Annotated in this window: 13 protein-coding genes; 1 reads left to right on the top strand and 12 read right to left on the bottom strand. The window is 64.0% G+C overall.

Annotation, left to right across the window (positions count from 1 at the left end):
* Positions 1-80: 80 nt before the first annotated feature.
* Both AC3FLX_RS24740 and AC3FLX_RS24735 read right to left on the bottom strand, forming a co-directional pair.
* Entirely contained in the window at positions 81-1052 is a 972-nt protein-coding gene (locus tag AC3FLX_RS24740) for a Bug family tripartite tricarboxylate transporter substrate binding protein (protein WP_488699962.1), read from the bottom strand.
* Positions 1053-1227: 175 nt separating this feature from the next.
* Entirely contained in the window at positions 1228-1701 is a 474-nt protein-coding gene (locus tag AC3FLX_RS24735) for a DUF2147 domain-containing protein (RefSeq protein ID WP_488699961.1), read from the bottom strand.
* Positions 1702-3604: 1903 nt separating this feature from the next.
* Here AC3FLX_RS24735 and AC3FLX_RS24730 point away from each other — a divergent pair.
* A complete protein-coding gene (locus AC3FLX_RS24730; protein ID WP_488699960.1) occupies positions 3605-4216 on the top strand; it encodes a histone H1-like DNA-binding protein in 612 nt (203 codons plus the stop codon).
* 247 nt (positions 4217-4463) lie between these two features.
* On the opposite strand, the gene AC3FLX_RS24725 is transcribed toward AC3FLX_RS24730, so the two are convergent.
* From AC3FLX_RS24725 to AC3FLX_RS24680, 10 genes are all read right to left on the bottom strand, one after another.
* On the bottom strand, positions 4464-4931 hold the full coding sequence (locus AC3FLX_RS24725) for an outer membrane lipoprotein (RefSeq protein ID WP_488699959.1): 468 nt from the start codon (positions 4929-4931) through the stop codon (positions 4464-4466).
* Between the two features lie 65 nt (positions 4932-4996).
* Positions 4997-5944: a carbohydrate kinase family protein gene (locus AC3FLX_RS24720; RefSeq protein ID WP_488699958.1), complete on the bottom strand. Its 948-nt coding sequence runs from the start codon at positions 5942-5944 to the stop codon at positions 4997-4999.
* Positions 5945-6054: 110 nt separating this feature from the next.
* A complete protein-coding gene (gene tpx / locus AC3FLX_RS24715) occupies positions 6055-6555 on the bottom strand; it encodes a thiol peroxidase (protein WP_488699956.1) in 501 nt (166 codons plus the stop codon).
* Positions 6556-6629: 74 nt separating this feature from the next.
* Positions 6630-8594: a DUF3426 domain-containing protein gene (locus AC3FLX_RS24710; protein ID WP_488699954.1), complete on the bottom strand. Its 1965-nt coding sequence runs from the start codon at positions 8592-8594 to the stop codon at positions 6630-6632.
* Between the two features lie 9 nt (positions 8595-8603).
* Positions 8604-9524, bottom strand: coding sequence for a 50S ribosomal protein L11 methyltransferase (gene prmA / locus AC3FLX_RS24705; protein WP_488699953.1), 921 nt, complete (start codon positions 9522-9524; stop codon positions 8604-8606).
* A gap of 42 nt (positions 9525-9566) precedes the next feature.
* Positions 9567-10934 (bottom strand): acetyl-CoA carboxylase biotin carboxylase subunit, encoded by a 1368-nt coding sequence (gene accC, locus AC3FLX_RS24700; protein ID WP_488699952.1) that lies wholly within the window; start codon positions 10932-10934, stop codon positions 9567-9569.
* A gap of 112 nt (positions 10935-11046) precedes the next feature.
* Positions 11047-11514 carry an acetyl-CoA carboxylase biotin carboxyl carrier protein gene (gene accB, locus AC3FLX_RS24695; protein WP_488699951.1) on the bottom strand — a complete coding sequence of 156 codons (468 nt, stop codon included), beginning with the start codon at positions 11512-11514 and terminating at the stop codon, positions 11047-11049.
* A gap of 135 nt (positions 11515-11649) precedes the next feature.
* A complete protein-coding gene (aroQ, locus tag AC3FLX_RS24690; RefSeq protein WP_488699950.1) occupies positions 11650-12138 on the bottom strand; it encodes a type II 3-dehydroquinate dehydratase in 489 nt (162 codons plus the stop codon).
* 240 nt (positions 12139-12378) lie between these two features.
* The gene (locus tag AC3FLX_RS24685; protein WP_488699949.1) at positions 12379-12933 is read right to left on the bottom strand and encodes a TlpA family protein disulfide reductase; all 555 of its coding nucleotides are present in this window, start codon (positions 12931-12933) and stop codon (positions 12379-12381) included.
* Positions 12934-12992: 59 nt separating this feature from the next.
* Positions 12993-13676, bottom strand: a complete 684-nt coding sequence (locus AC3FLX_RS24680; protein WP_488699948.1) for a UDP-N-acetylmuramate--alanine ligase — start codon at positions 13674-13676, stop codon at positions 12993-12995.
* Positions 13677-13825: the final 149 nt, after the last annotated feature.

The following is a 13825-nucleotide window of genomic DNA, read 5'->3' as shown; positions in this document are numbered from 1 at the left end:
TGCAGACATATGATCACCCGATGGGGTGATCTCATCCAAAATATTTCTCGATCGGGCTCTCGATGGGGCTCGATCAGGCGTTAGTCGGCCGTCATGTTGGCGTTCTTTGCGATACGGCCAAGGCGCTCGCGTTCCGACTTGATGAACGCCACGAAACTCTCCACCGATCCACCCGCTGGCTCGATACCGTTCTGGATCAGGCGCTCGCGGATCTCGGCGTTCTGCATGCCGGCCGTCAACTCCGCATTCAACTTCTTGATGATCGCGGGGTCGGTACCCTTCGGCGCGAAGATGCCCGCCCAATGGCCGATACGCACTTCAGGCAGGCCCTGTTCGGCAGTGGTGGGGATGTTCGGTGCGGCGGGCATATGCTTGTCCCACGTCGCACCCAATGCCTTGAGCTTGCCGGCCTTGATCTGCGGCAGCACGACGATCGACGCTTCGGACGTTGCAGCCACCTGGCCACCGATCACGGCAGTGATGCTTTCCGATCCGCTCTTGTAGGGCACCACGGTCAGCTGCGCACCTTTTTCCTTAAGCATTTCTTCGACGAAATGCGGCGTGCTTCCGCTGCCCGCAGTGGCAAACGGCACGCCACCCTGCTTCTTGGAGTACTCGACGAGTTCCTTCACGTTATTCACGGGCAGCGACGGCGACGCCACGATCACCGACGGGCTGACGGCGATCAGTCCAACCGGCATGAGGTCGTCGGGCTGGTAGGGCATCTTCGTGCGGATCAGGCCGTTGGTGACCGTACCCACGGCACCCACCAGGAACGTGTAGCCGTCGGGCTTGCTCTTGGCCACATAGTCGGCGCCGACGATGCCGCCAGCACCGGGGCGGTTCTCGATCACGACGGGTTGGCCGATGCGCTTGCTGACCGCTTCCGCGCCCGCGCGTGCCACCAGATCATTGGCGCCGCCGGCGGTGAATGGCACGACAAACTTGATCACATGATTCGGCCAGGCATCGGCGGCCTGGGCGGTGGTGGCGATGAGGGAGGTGGCGGCGAGTGCAAGGGCCAGCGTGCGGCCGCGAAGAGGGAAATGCATGCTCAGTCTCCGGTAGTTGTTGTAAAGAGGATCGGGAATTCGATCTTACCGAAGGAAGCTGTCAGATTGCTGAAGCGTGGTGCGGCCCGCAATCTGCTTGCCGCCGGCTACCCCTTCCCGCATCCAGTGGATGAACCAGGCAAGGGGAGCCTGACCGTCGCTGCGTGTTACGACGTCACTGCTGGCGCACCCAGGTCTGTGTCCGGCCGATCAGGCTGATGCCGATGAAGCCGCGCACGTTGAGTTTTTTGCCATCGTCGGCCAGCGACATCTTGCACTTGTAGAGCTTGCCGGTTTCCGGGTCCAGGATCTCGCCGCCAGTCCATTCGTTGTCGGCGCTCTTGCGCAGCCCGGTGAGCAGCGTCATGCCAATGATCGGCTGGTCCTTGCGCGCGTCAGTGCATTTGTCGCACACCTTGGGCGCTCCTTCGGTAGGCACCAGGCTCTTCACGAGCTTGCCGCTGTACACGCCATCCTTCTCTGAAATTTCGATCACGCCGCGCGGCTTGCCCGTGCTGTCGTCGATCGTGTGCCAGGTGCCGGCTGGGGAGGACTGCGCCAGGGCAAAGGTGCTGGCGGTGAGTGCCGCGGCAAACATGGCGGCACGGGCAGTGGTGCGAAGCAGGGCGCGAGGGTCGGTCATGCGCATGAAGATCTCCAGTTCAGTGTCGCGAAGGTGGATTCACCAGGTCGCGGCGCGGGTCTTGCCGGTCGGTAACGCTGCGGACCATCCTGCAGGTCTGACGTGCAAGCCGTACAAGGCGTGCAGGATATCCGCGCACGGTCAGGATGGTTGCACAGGTTCGCATGAATCCCAGCCCATCGGTCGGCATCGGCGCCGCGCGACGCCAATCTACTGGCGACCGTCGCGCGCCGCAACGTCCAACATCCGTTTGCGTACGCACCAGAGCGTACCTCACTGGTGGCTTCGATCGCCCGCCCGGCGGCGCCCGGCCTTGATTTTGTCCTGCAACATCCGCCGCGCAGAGGCAGCACCCGAGACATTCCTCTAGCGGATCGGCTGATGGCGTAACGGCGCCACAACCGGCACGCGCTGCACGACACCGCCGGCGCATCTCGCACGGCGGCGAAGCAAGGCATTGGTGAGAACCCGAATGCGTTGTGAGCCGGATCGCAGCGCTGAAGCAGATCGGAGTTTGACGAAGCAGTGGTCGGGCGCGGCGATGCTCCGACGACTGCCAACGGACAGCGGCGACGGCAGCGCGATGGCCAGCGCGTGCATCGGCGCATGGCTGTCGTGACGGACTTCGTGAAGACGCGCGCAAGCGTCCGTCGACATGCGATGCATGTGGGTGCAAGCATCCCGCGATTCACCGGTTGGCTTGCTCGCCGACACATCATCGATCGCGCGATCGATGTCAAAACGAGGCGCTGAACGTGCATCGAAGTGACAGACCGTTGCGTACGCGCATCACTCTTTCGTCGCACTCGCGCAACTGTCTGATCGACGCAAGCGAGATCGAGCGACGCCGTTCACGTGGACACCGAGTGCGCGCGTGCCGGCAGTGGTTGCGCGTCGCGTGCGAGCTTGTCTGAAGCGCGATCGCCGAGCGCGGTGGCGGACATCGCCAACCTGTCTGCGATCGCGCTGCGTGTCATCGCACGCGAGTCGGAAAGCTAATGATCATGCGGCTTTCCGGGCAGCCGACGAGTGTGTCGAATGTTGTCGGAGCGTAGCGATGCGACATGTGGAAAGCGTTCTTCGACGGCGAGTGCGCGAGGTGCGAGAGTGCATCGCGCAGAGGTAGCGCGATGCGTTAGCGGACCATCGAAACACGCGCGAGATGGAACTTCGATTGGCTTGCGAGAGTCGTCATCGGAGTGGGTATCGATGGTGTCGTCATCGGAGCGCGCGCGTGAATTAGATCGATTCGATCTTGCGCGCAAGTTTTTTTGCACTTTTTTCTTAACATCATCGAACAAACGAATTATGATTCGCCTTGACAAGAGTCTCACTTCATTGCATCGACGTGATTCGACGAAGCGAGCGTCGCAAGAAGGCAAGCAAGAAGCAACGATGACGCGACGCTTCGTAGCAGTGAATACGGGTAGCCGAGGAGCACCAGAACTTTGACGCAGACCGGGCCGATCAGGCTTCTTACAACGCGTGCAGTCTCCTGTAGCCCAGTGACGGGATGGGCGAGCTACCCCCGTAGGATTGCCGTCTGCAGTGCGCGAGGCCAAGCCCGTACTGCAGGCCTGCTGACCGATATCTCCTCTTTTCTGGCAGTGCGCCGACATGATGGACGGCGCGGGCCAATCGAATATTCCAGGGCACGGCATGCCCCGGAAATCCGCCTGGACGCTGGCTTTGCAGCCCGCGCGCGGATTTTGCGCTGCCGTGAAAACACCGCGCTGTGCGACATGGGTCGCCGCGGTTTCCCTGTCACCGAATTCATTAGCGTGCGGTTGAAGATGTGTCGTGCGCCGATGAATCGCTCGCTCGGTTGGGGCATGCATGAATGCGCCTCGGATCGGTCGGGTCGTCCATTTAGGTCATTCGATATTTCACGCTAGTGAAGGAGTTATCCATGGCAACTGCTGCAAAGAAAAAGCCGGCGGCCAAGAAGGCTGCCAAGCCCGCCGCCAAGAAGGCCGCTGTGAAGAAGGTCGCCGCCAAGAAGGCTGCTCCGGCCGCCAAGAAGGCTGCTGCCAAGAAGGTCGCTACGAAGAAGGTAGCTGCCAAGAAGGTCGCCGCCAAGAAGCCGGCAGCCAAGAAGGCCGCAGTGAAGAAGGTTGCTGCTAAGAAGGTTGCAACCAAGAAGGTAGCCGCCAAGAAGGCAGCACCGGCCAAGAAGGCTGCAGTGAAGAAGGTTGCTGCCAAGAAGGTTGCAACCAAGAAGGTAGCCGCCAAGAAGGCAGCACCGGCCAAGAAGGCTGCAGTCAAGAAGGTTGCTGCCAAGAAGGCTGCACCGGCCAAGAAGGCCGCTGCTGCCAAGAAGCCGGCCGCCAAGAAGGCTGCTGCCAAGAAGCCGGCTGCCAAGAAGCCTGCTGCGAAGAAGGCTGCTGCGAAGAAGCCGGCTGCCAAGAAGGCTGCCAAGCCTGCCGCTGCCCCTGCTGTTGCACCCGCTGCTGCTGCGCCCGCAAAGACCACGCTGAACCCGGCTGCGGCCTGGCCGTTCCCGACGGGCAACCGTCCGTAATCGCTTCGCCTCGTGCGAGCGATCACAACCGGGAATCACCAGGGCACGCATCGCGTGCCGCACTGACCGGATACGCTGTATCCGGTCCGCAAGACAGCAAGTCTTGCCAACCCGCCGATGGCATCCGTGCCCGGCGGGTTTTTTATTGGCCGAACGCATATGCGGCCATGCGCCGCCGGTGGACCCAAAGCAAAACGCCGCGGCCCGGAGGCACGCGGCGTTTCAATCTGACATCCCTGTAATCTTTTCAGTGCGAGACGCGTGTCACGCCACCGGAAGACAGCAGGCGCACCCGGTCGCCCGGCCTGAAGACCTCGTCGGCCTCCTGGGTGATCGCGCGCATGTCGCCATCCTCGAGCTGCACCGTGATTTCCAGACCGCGCCGTTGCGTTACGCGGTTCTCGGCCGCGCTACCGGCAATGCCGCCAAGCACGGCACCCAATAGACCGGCTGCCACGGAGCCGCCACCACTACCAATGGTGCTACCCGCGGCGACGCCACCGATTGCACTGCCGGCAAGCGTGCCCGCCCCCGTGGTGCTCCCCTGGATCATGACTTCGCGCACGCCCTGGACCACGCCGTAACGTACGGTCTGTTCGCGCTGTGCCTGCCCGGGCGAATAGACGCTGCCCGAATTCGAGTAATTGGCGCAGCCGCCGACCAGTGCCGCCGCGGCCAGTACTGCCACACCGCCGGTTCGAAGTATCTGATGCATGGCAACTCCCGTCTGAACGCCGCGCCGTTCGTCATCTCCCGGTGCGCGCGGAGCACCGTTTCATCTTAGGCGTATTGATAACCGAATGCCGATGCGAACCGGCTGCCGATTTCTTCACGCGAAATCCAGTGATTCTGTGGACCCTGCTGGGCAATCTTCAGCGCGCCCATCAGCGACGCGAGGCGGCCGGTGGTTTCCCAGTCCAGGCCCTGTTCGATGCCGTAGAGCAGGCCGCCACGGAATGCATCGCCGCAGCCGGTGGGGTCCACCACGCGCTCGGCCTGCACGGCCGGAATGGCGTATTGCTGGCCGTCGGCGAAGATGCTGGCGCCACGCTCGCCATGCGTCACGATGAACGCACGGACCTTGGCGGCCACTTCGGCGCTGGTCCACGCAGTGCGCGAAAGCATGACCTGCGCTTCGTAGTCATTGACCGTCACGTAACTGGCGAGTTCAATGAACTGCCGCAGGTCCTCGCCGTTGAACAGCGGCATGGCCTGACCCAGATCGAAGATGAACGGGATGCCGGCTTCCGCAAACTGTTGTGCGTGGTGCAGCATGCCTTCGCGGCTGTCCGGCGCGACGATGCCCAGCGCCGGGCGCTTGCCCGAGGTCAGCGCGTCCTGCACGCTGTTGACCTGCGACTGGCTCATTGCGCCGGGGTGGAAAGCCGTGATCTGGTTGTTGTCCAGGTCGGTCGTGATCATCGCCTGCGCGGTGAACGTGTCGGCCAGCGTACGGATATGTTCGGTGCCAATGCCCAGATCGCGCAGATACTGCAGATACGGGCCGGCGTCCTGGCCCACCGTGGCCATCACCACCGGATCGCCGCCGAGCATCTTCAGCGTATAGGCGATATTGCCGGCGCAGCCGCCGAACTCGCGCCGCATGCCCGGTACCAGGAACGAGACGTTCAGCATGTGGATCTGATCCGGAAGAATGTGTTCACGGAACCGTCCGTCAAACGTCATGATGGTGTCGTAGGCAACGGAGCCGCAGATCAGGCTGGACATCTCTTCTCCAAACGATACGGCCGTGTGTCTAGCCGCAACAGATACGTTAAATAATTCCGCCCGTGCATGACGGGCGGAAGTGCTTGTACAACTGTGTGCTAACGCACAGATTACTTCAGGGCGGCCAAGGCAGCGTCGTAGTTCGGTTCCTGCTTGATCTCGGGCACCAGCTCGCTGTATTTGACCGCGTCATTTTCGTCGACCACCACCACCGCGCGTGCGCACACGCCGGCCAGCGGGCCCGACTTGATGTCGACACCGTAGGCGTTCTTGAAGTCAGCGCCGCGCATCGTCGACAGCGTGACCACATTGGTCAGGCCTTCGGCCGTGCAGAAGCGGCCCATAGCGAACGGCAGGTCGGCCGAGATCGTCAGCACCACCGTGTTGGCCAGGCTGCTGGCGGCCTCGTTGAACTTGCGCGCGGATGCCTGGCAGACGGGCGTGTCCAGGCTCGGTACGATGTTCAGCACCTTGCGCTTGCCGGCGAAGTCGGCCAGCGTCACGTCCTTCAGATCCTTGCCAACCAGCGAGAAGGCCGGGGCCTTGTCGCCAGCGTGAGGAAACTTGCCGCCTACTTCGATGGCGTTGCCGCCGAGGGTCACATTGCTCATGGTTGCTCCTGTCAGGAAGATACGGCCCGCCGGTTCGGTACATTGCCGGCCGGCGTGGCGGGGGGCGATGGAATTCAGGGGTAGAAAATCAGCACGCGGTAGTTGGCCGCTGACTGCTGAGTCCGGAATCGTACCCGAACCGGTAGCTCGCTGCCCGCGCGCAGGCCCGTGGCGACAAAGCCGCGCTGGGCTGGCTCCAGGTACTCGGTCGGCTGCAGCACGCGGCGCAGCAGCAACTGATCCTGCAGGTCGGTCATCACGAGTTCGATAGCCGGCAGCGCCGTGGTGGCGCGACCCTGGTTGCGCAGCGTGACGGCGAGCTGATAGACGTCGGTGCCTTCGTCCTGTTTCTGCAACTGGGAGCTGTCGATGCGCAGCGCATCGAGATCGCGCCACGGCGGCACATCGCAGCCGAATGGTGCGCAGGCTGCCTCAAGTACCGGGCGCAGCACCGGCAGGCTGCCGGCGATCTGGCTGCGTGCCAGGTAGACGCCCTGAATCAGGATGCCCAGACCCAGCACGACTGCCACCGCGCGCATCCATGTGCGCTTGCTGCCGGGCACCGATACCTGGGCACGCGGCGTGCGCGCCTGTTCGCGCTCGCGCGTATGCCGCAGGAAATCGGGCGCAAAGACAGGGCCCGAGGGCGCCGCGGCGTCGTCCTGGCGCAACCAGTGGCGCGTGGTGGTCTCGCGTGCGACGGCGTCAGGTGTGCCATCGCGGGGCGTGACGCCCAGATCGTGCTCGATGACGTCCTTCGCCTGGGCGGCCCAGGCTTCCGCCTCGGGGTCGGCCGGGTCCGCCGTGCGAAGGAAACCGCTTGCGCTGGGTACCTCTTCGTTCTTCGGGAACGGCTCCGAAATGCTCAGCGGTTCGGCGGCGGGCTCGTGAGATGCCTGCGCGGCTTCGGCATCGGGCAGCACCGGTGCCTCGGATGCCAGGACGGTGTGATCCGCCTCGCCTTCATCGGTGGCATCGGGCATTTCCGGCGCAATTGCCTCGGACGCCGGATTGGCCGTTGGCGTATCGCCTGGCCGGAGTGGCGGCCAGCTTGCCTTGGCACTGTACGCGCCGTATGGCGGCAAGCCCGACGGATTTTTCGGCGCAAACGCAGCGGCAGGGTCAAGCGAGGAATGCGCGGCAGGCGACGGGGCTGGCGATGGCGTCGAAGGCGTCGATGGGGACTGCCGCAGCGGCTCATCGTCGAATGCCGAATGGTTGAGCGTGGGCCAGGGAGTGGGCGGCGTCGTGAGCGGCGTCTCTACGTCCACATCCGGCGTGGTTGCCGGTGCCGATGCTTCGCTCGGTGCGGGCTCGACGTCGTCAGCGGGCAAGGCGGTGCTGGCTGGCGCGAATGTTTCCGCTTCCGCTTCCGCTGATTGCAGGGCTTCCGAGGATTCCTCGGCCTCATCGGGTGCTGCGGGTGCTGAGGATGCTTCGAACTCGGCCGGCTGTGCTGGCTCCACAGGCTGTTCAGGCTGGCTGGAATCAGCGAGCCCTACGGCTTCCGTGCCTGCCATCGCATCCGCATCGGCAGGTGACGAAGTGTGTGCGTCTTCGGATTCACGCGCAGCATCGGCCTCGGCCTCGGCACTTTCGTCGATCTCCGCGCTTTCATCGACGCCAGCATCCGGCTGCGAATACGCCTTCGCCGCAGCGTCTGCCGCAGCGGCCTCTTCAGCCTGTTCCGGCTCCGACATCATCGTCGTCGGAGAATCGAGCGCAGGGACTTCGTACCCAGGATCGAAGCCGGGGTCGAAGGGCGCCTCGTTTTCGCGCGCGCGGGATGCTGCCTGCGTCTGCTCGGCATGGGCGAGTGCCGCGGCCATCGAGACGCTCGATGGCGCCGTATCAGGCGCCGGTGTTGCAGCGGAAGCGGCGCCCGGCGCCGGCACCTCGATCAGGTGCTCACGCGCATCGAAGACGGTATCGCATTGTCCGCAACGGACCAGGCCCTGGCGCAGCCGCAACTGATCCGCAACCAGCCGGAACGCGGTACGGCAGGCCGGACAGCGCGTGACGAGCTTGGCAGCGGCCATGATCGGATATCAGGATTGGTTTGCGGAGGCAGCGGAAGCGGGGCGAGTGCCGTGCAGGCAGACCCAGCCTTCCTCGCTGCGCCAGACAGACATGGCGATCCACGGTGCATAGGCGGCGGCCACTTCATCGGCTTGCCGTTCAAGCACGCCGGACAGGATCAGCCTGCCGCCAGGGCGCACACGCGCGGTCAGCATCGCGGCCATCAGCTTGAGCGGATTCGACAGGATATTGGCCACGACCAGGTCGTAGGCGGCTTCCGATACCGACTCCGGCAGCGCAAAGGTGGCTTCCACGCGATTGCGCTCGGCGTTGTAGCGCGATGCCTCGACGGCATTCGGATCGATGTCGATCCCGACGGTATCGCCCGCGCCCAGCTTCTTGGCCACGATGGCCAGGATGCCCGAGCCACAGCCATAGTCGAGCACGGTTTCGCCGGCACGCACGTTCTGTTCGAGCCACTGCATGCACAGGCGAGTGGTCGGGTGGCTGCCGGTGCCGAACGCCAGGCCCGGATCGAGTTCCAGGATCACTGCGTCGGGTTCCGGCGCATCGTGCCATGACGGTACGACCCAGATCTTCTCGCCCACGCGGATCGGTTCGAATTGCGACTGGGTCAGACGCACCCAGTCCTGGTCTTCCACGGCGCGCAGCGTGTAGGGTGGCACCGGGTCGACATTGAGCGTATTGGCGGCGGCGGTGACCACCAGCGCGGGGTCGGTCTCTTCATCGAAGAGCGCCACCACGCGCGAACGGTTCCACGCCAGCCGCGTCGGCTCCAGCCCGGGCTCTCCAAAGAGCGGTTGCTCGTCAGGCGTATCGGCATCGGCGTCTTCCACCGATACCGACAGCGCGCCGAGGTCGAACAATGCATCGGACCAGGCTTCAGCCTGATCCTGCGCAATTTCGATCACACATTCCTGGAAAGCCACGGGGTTCCTTTTCTACTGCAAAGCCGGCCGATTGGCCCCGCTTCAGGGTTTTTCGCCCTGGGCGTTGGCCTTCTGGGCCAGGCGGTGTTCAAGATAGTGAATGCTGGTGCCGCCTTCCACGAAGTTGGCGTCGAGCATCAGATCGCGGTGCAGCGGCACGTTGGTCAGGATGCCATCCACCACCATCTCCGACAGCGCAATGCGCATACGGGCGATGGCCTGATCGCGCGTGGTGCCGTACGTGATGATCTTGCCGATCATCGAATCGTAGTTGGGCGGCACGAAGTAGCCATCATACGCGTGCGAGTCCACACGGACACCGGGGCCGCCCGGCATGTGCCAGGCGGTGATGCGGCCCGGCGACGGCGTGAACTTGAACGGGTCTTCGGCGTTGATCCGGCACTCGATCGCGTGGCCGCGCAGTTCCACGTCCTTCTGGCGGAAGCGCAGCTTCTCGCCGTAAGCGATGCGGATCTGTTCCTGCACGATGTCGATGCCCGTGATCATCTCGGTCACGGGGTGCTCGACCTGCACGCGCGTGTTCATCTCGATGAAGTAGAACTCGTTGTTCTCGTACAGGAATTCGAACGTGCCGGCGCCACGGTAGCCGATCTTCTTGCACGCATCGGCGCAGCGGTCGCCGATACGCTCGATCAGGCGGCGCGGAATGTGCGGAGCCGGCGCTTCCTCGATCACCTTCTGGTGACGGCGCTGCATCGAGCAGTCGCGCTCGCCCAGCCAGATGGCCTGCTTGTGCTGGTCGGCCAGGATCTGGATTTCCACATGGCGCGGGTTCTCAAGGAACTTCTCCATGTAGACCTCGGGATTTCCGAAGGCACGGCCCGCTTCTTCGCGCGTCATGTTGACGGCGTTGATCAGCGCGGCTTCCGTGTGCACCACGCGCATGCCGCGACCGCCACCGCCACCGGCGGCCTTGATGATCACGGGGTAACCCACGCGGCGCGCGGTGGCCAGAATTTCCTTGGGATCGTCAGGCAGCGCGCCGTCCGAACCCGGCACGCACGGCACGCCGGACTTGATCATGGCCTGCTTGGCCGACACCTTGTCGCCCATCAGGCGAATGTTGTCGGACGTCGGGCCGATGAACACGAAGCCGGACTTTTCCACGCGCTCGGCAAAGTCGGCGTTCTCCGACAGGAAGCCGTAGCCAGGGTGAATCGCCTGGGCGTCGGTGACTTCGGCCGCCGAGATGATGGCCGGCATGTTCAGGTAGGACAGCGGCGAAGGGGCCGGGCCGATACAGACGGCTTCGTCGGCCAGCTTCACGTACTTGGCTTCCTTGTCGGCTTCCGAGTACACCACCACGGTCTTGATGCCCAGCTCGCGGCAGGCGCGCTGGATGCGAAGGGCGATCTCGCCGCGGTTCGCGATCAGAATTTTTTCAAACATGGTCTCTCTCTGCGAGAACAGGGGCGGGCCCGCGCACGCCGGGAATGGCGCACCGGGCCAACGCATGCGGCAGGGCCAGGGGCCGCTTTGCCGCGTCAGCCGGCTGCCGGCTTCAGCCGATCACGAACAGCGGCTGGCCGTATTCCACGGCCTGGCCGTTTTCGACCAGGATTTCCTTGATCACACCGGCCTTGTCGCACTCGATCTCATTGAGCAGCTTCATGGCTTCGATGATGCAGATGGTCTGGCCTTCCTTGACGGTATCGCCCACGTTCACGAACGGGGCGGCGCCCGGCGACGGAGCGCGGTAGAACGTGCCGACCATCGGCGACGTGACCACGTGGCCAGCCGGCAGTTGCGGAGCGGCTTCCGTCGCCACGGCTGCCGGAGCGACTGCGCCGGCCGGTGCGGCGCCAACCGCCGGCATAGCCTGGAACTGGGGCATGGCAATGGGAGCCGCCAGCACCTGCGGGGGTTGCTTGACGATGCGAACCTTGCCGTCGCCCTCGGTCACTTCGAGCTCCGAAATGCCGGATTCGGCCACCAGGTCGATCAGCGTCTTCAGCTTGCGCAGGTCCATCTTCTTATCCTCCAGAATCGGGTTGTCCGGTCACCTTCGGTTCAAGGAAGGGGACGGCGGCGGTCAGTCATTGATTTTGGCCTGCCTCGTGGGACGGAACAGGCCGCGGTTGTCTCGGTTTGTACAGATCGGGTATCAGCTGCCCGGTGTGTCCTGTTCCTGTGCCAGCGCGTATTCGAGTGCCAACAGATATCCCTGCCAGCCCAGGCCGCAGATCACCCCGATCGCCTGATCGGAGAAATATGAGTGATGGCGGAACGGCTCGCGGCGATGCACATTGGACAGATGCACTTCGACGAATGGAATGGCCACCCCGGCCAGCGCATCGCGCAGCGCCACGCTGGTGTGCGTGAAGGCCGCGGGATTGATGATGACGAGATCCACCCCTTCGCCTCGCGCTGCATGGACGCGGTCCACCAGGGCGCCCTCATGATTGGACTGGAACGTGTCCAGTCCAATGCCGGCGGCCGCGGCGCGTTTTGCCAGCGCGTCGTTGATATCGGCCAGCGTGGTGTGTCCATAAGTCTGCGGCTCACGCGTTCCGAGCAAGTTCAGGTTCGGACCATGCAGAACCAGCACTTTACGGTAGCGGGCGGAGCGGCTGACGGTAGGGGTAGACGACACGGCGACTCGACCAGTTCAACGAAATTGCGCGGAGATTACCGTAGCTTAGAGGGATTTGTCTAGCACGCGATACAAGCCGGGATGTCGCTCGAAGGCCATTTTCTGGGCCGCGAGTGCATCATTTGCCACAAAATCGCCGTGGATGCGGGTTTGTCCGCGCGTTGGGCGTCACTTCGGGTGATTTTGACCGTAGATCGGCGTAGATCGAGGTAACTTGCAAGTCTGCGCCGTTTGTCCGACTCAGGCGCCGGGCAATTCCTTGCGCAGTTCGTCCGCATGGACGCGGCCCATCTTGCGGTATTTCACGTTGCCGTCAGGGGTGATGACAACCGTGTAGGGCAGGCCGCCCTGAGCATTGCCAAAGCTCTTGGCCAGTTCGGTACCCGTGAAGCCGGCCACGGCCAACGGGTACTTTACGGGGACTTTCTTGAGAAATTCCTGAATGTTGCCGGCGGAATCGATGCCGATGCCGATGAACTCCACGTTCTTCTGCGCGTACTCGCCGTGCAGGGCGGTCAGTTCGGGCATCTCTTCGACGCACGGGCCACACCAGGGCGCCCAGAAGTTCACGACCAGCGTCTTGCCGCGAAATTTCGATAGATCCAGCTCGTTGCCGGTCGGATCAGGCATTTTGGCCTGGAACAGCGACTCGACCGCCTGGTCCGACGCCTGCTTGGGCGCCAGCGCGAAATTCGCCGCGACCGCACCGGCCACTGCGGCCAGGACGGCCACGATGATCCAGATGGTGAGGGAGGAGCGGCGGTTCGTCTTGGAGCCTGGTGTAGATGCAGTCATGTTTGGATGGCGATGATGACAGTTCTATATAGATAGCGATGCTGGGCGCAGCCCTGCGCTCAATTGCCCGTGCCGGCGGCTTCGATCAGGGCGCGCACGGCATTGATGTCGGCCCGGGCCACGCGGCCACTGGAATCGGCCCGTGCGGCGCCGCGTTCGTCGATCGCATCATACAGCGCGATGTGGATGCCCACCGGCGCGCCCAGCGTGGCGCGTACCTCGCCGGCCAGCTGTCGCGCCTCGCGCACGGCGGGCCACTGGCCGCGCCATAGGAAACTGAGCGTCTCCACGTCGCCGCGGCCGGCGAAGTGCCGGCTCTCGCTGGTGTCGAAGTCCACCCCGGCATTGAGCAGGTGCAGCGCCACGTCCTTGGGGCTGTCGCAGAAGCACTGGATATAGACGTCGGAGTGCTCGGTGGCGGTGCCGTTGAGCACGGCGCCGACCAGATAGGGGCGGAACGGGGTCAGGTCGTCCATCGCCAGCACGGCCAGCTGGCGCAGCAGTGCCAGGATGCGCGGCTGGTGCTCGCTATGGAACAGTGCCTGGTAGGCGCGCACTTCTTCCTCGATCTGCTCGTTATCGGGCAGCCATTCTCCGGCCACGCGCAAGTCACCCAGCAGCTGGCGGGCTGCCTTGCGCTTGGCGGTGGCGTAGTCGGCGCCATCTTCGGCGATCATGCGCGCTGCGGCCTGGGCGATTTCCTCGCGCAGGCGGGCGGGGTCTGAGGGCGTACGTCGAGACATGGTGACGATGATACCCGCATGGCCGCGCGGCGCGCCTGCGGCAAGGTCGCGCAGCCCAGGGGAACCCTGCGCATGCGGGTACAATCAGAGCCTTCTTTTCCTGTGCCGCGCGGCCCGGCCGCCGCGGTCCCACGCATTCCCGAAGCTCC

The organism is Cupriavidus sp. 291-E7 (assembly GCF_057798835.1).
This window is presented reverse-complemented; position numbering and strand designations above follow the sequence as displayed.

What these genes read in the sequence shown, in the direction of transcription:
- AC3FLX_RS24725 (WP_488699959.1), bottom strand. Translation starts at nt 4,931, where the DNA reads ATGCATCAGATACTTCGAACCGGCGGTGTGGCAGTACTGGCCGCGGCG.
- AC3FLX_RS24730 (WP_488699960.1), top strand. Translation starts at nt 3,605, where the DNA reads ATGGCAACTGCTGCAAAGAAAAAGCCGGCGGCCAAGAAGGCTGCCAAG.
- AC3FLX_RS24710 (WP_488699954.1), bottom strand. Translation starts at nt 8,594, where the DNA reads ATGGCCGCTGCCAAGCTCGTCACGCGCTGTCCGGCCTGCCGTACCGCG.
- AC3FLX_RS24740 (WP_488699962.1), bottom strand. Translation starts at nt 1,052, where the DNA reads ATGCATTTCCCTCTTCGCGGCCGCACGCTGGCCCTTGCACTCGCCGCC.
- accC (WP_488699952.1), bottom strand. Translation starts at nt 10,934, where the DNA reads ATGTTTGAAAAAATTCTGATCGCGAACCGCGGCGAGATCGCCCTTCGC.
- tpx (WP_488699956.1), bottom strand. Translation starts at nt 6,555, where the DNA reads ATGAGCAATGTGACCCTCGGCGGCAACGCCATCGAAGTAGGCGGCAAG.
- AC3FLX_RS24735 (WP_488699961.1), bottom strand. Translation starts at nt 1,701, where the DNA reads ATGCGCATGACCGACCCTCGCGCCCTGCTTCGCACCACTGCCCGTGCC.
- accB (WP_488699951.1), bottom strand. Translation starts at nt 11,514, where the DNA reads ATGGACCTGCGCAAGCTGAAGACGCTGATCGACCTGGTGGCCGAATCC.
- AC3FLX_RS24680 (WP_488699948.1), bottom strand. Translation starts at nt 13,676, where the DNA reads ATGTCTCGACGTACGCCCTCAGACCCCGCCCGCCTGCGCGAGGAAATC.
- AC3FLX_RS24720 (WP_488699958.1), bottom strand. Translation starts at nt 5,944, where the DNA reads ATGTCCAGCCTGATCTGCGGCTCCGTTGCCTACGACACCATCATGACG.
- AC3FLX_RS24685 (WP_488699949.1), bottom strand. Translation starts at nt 12,933, where the DNA reads ATGACTGCATCTACACCAGGCTCCAAGACGAACCGCCGCTCCTCCCTC.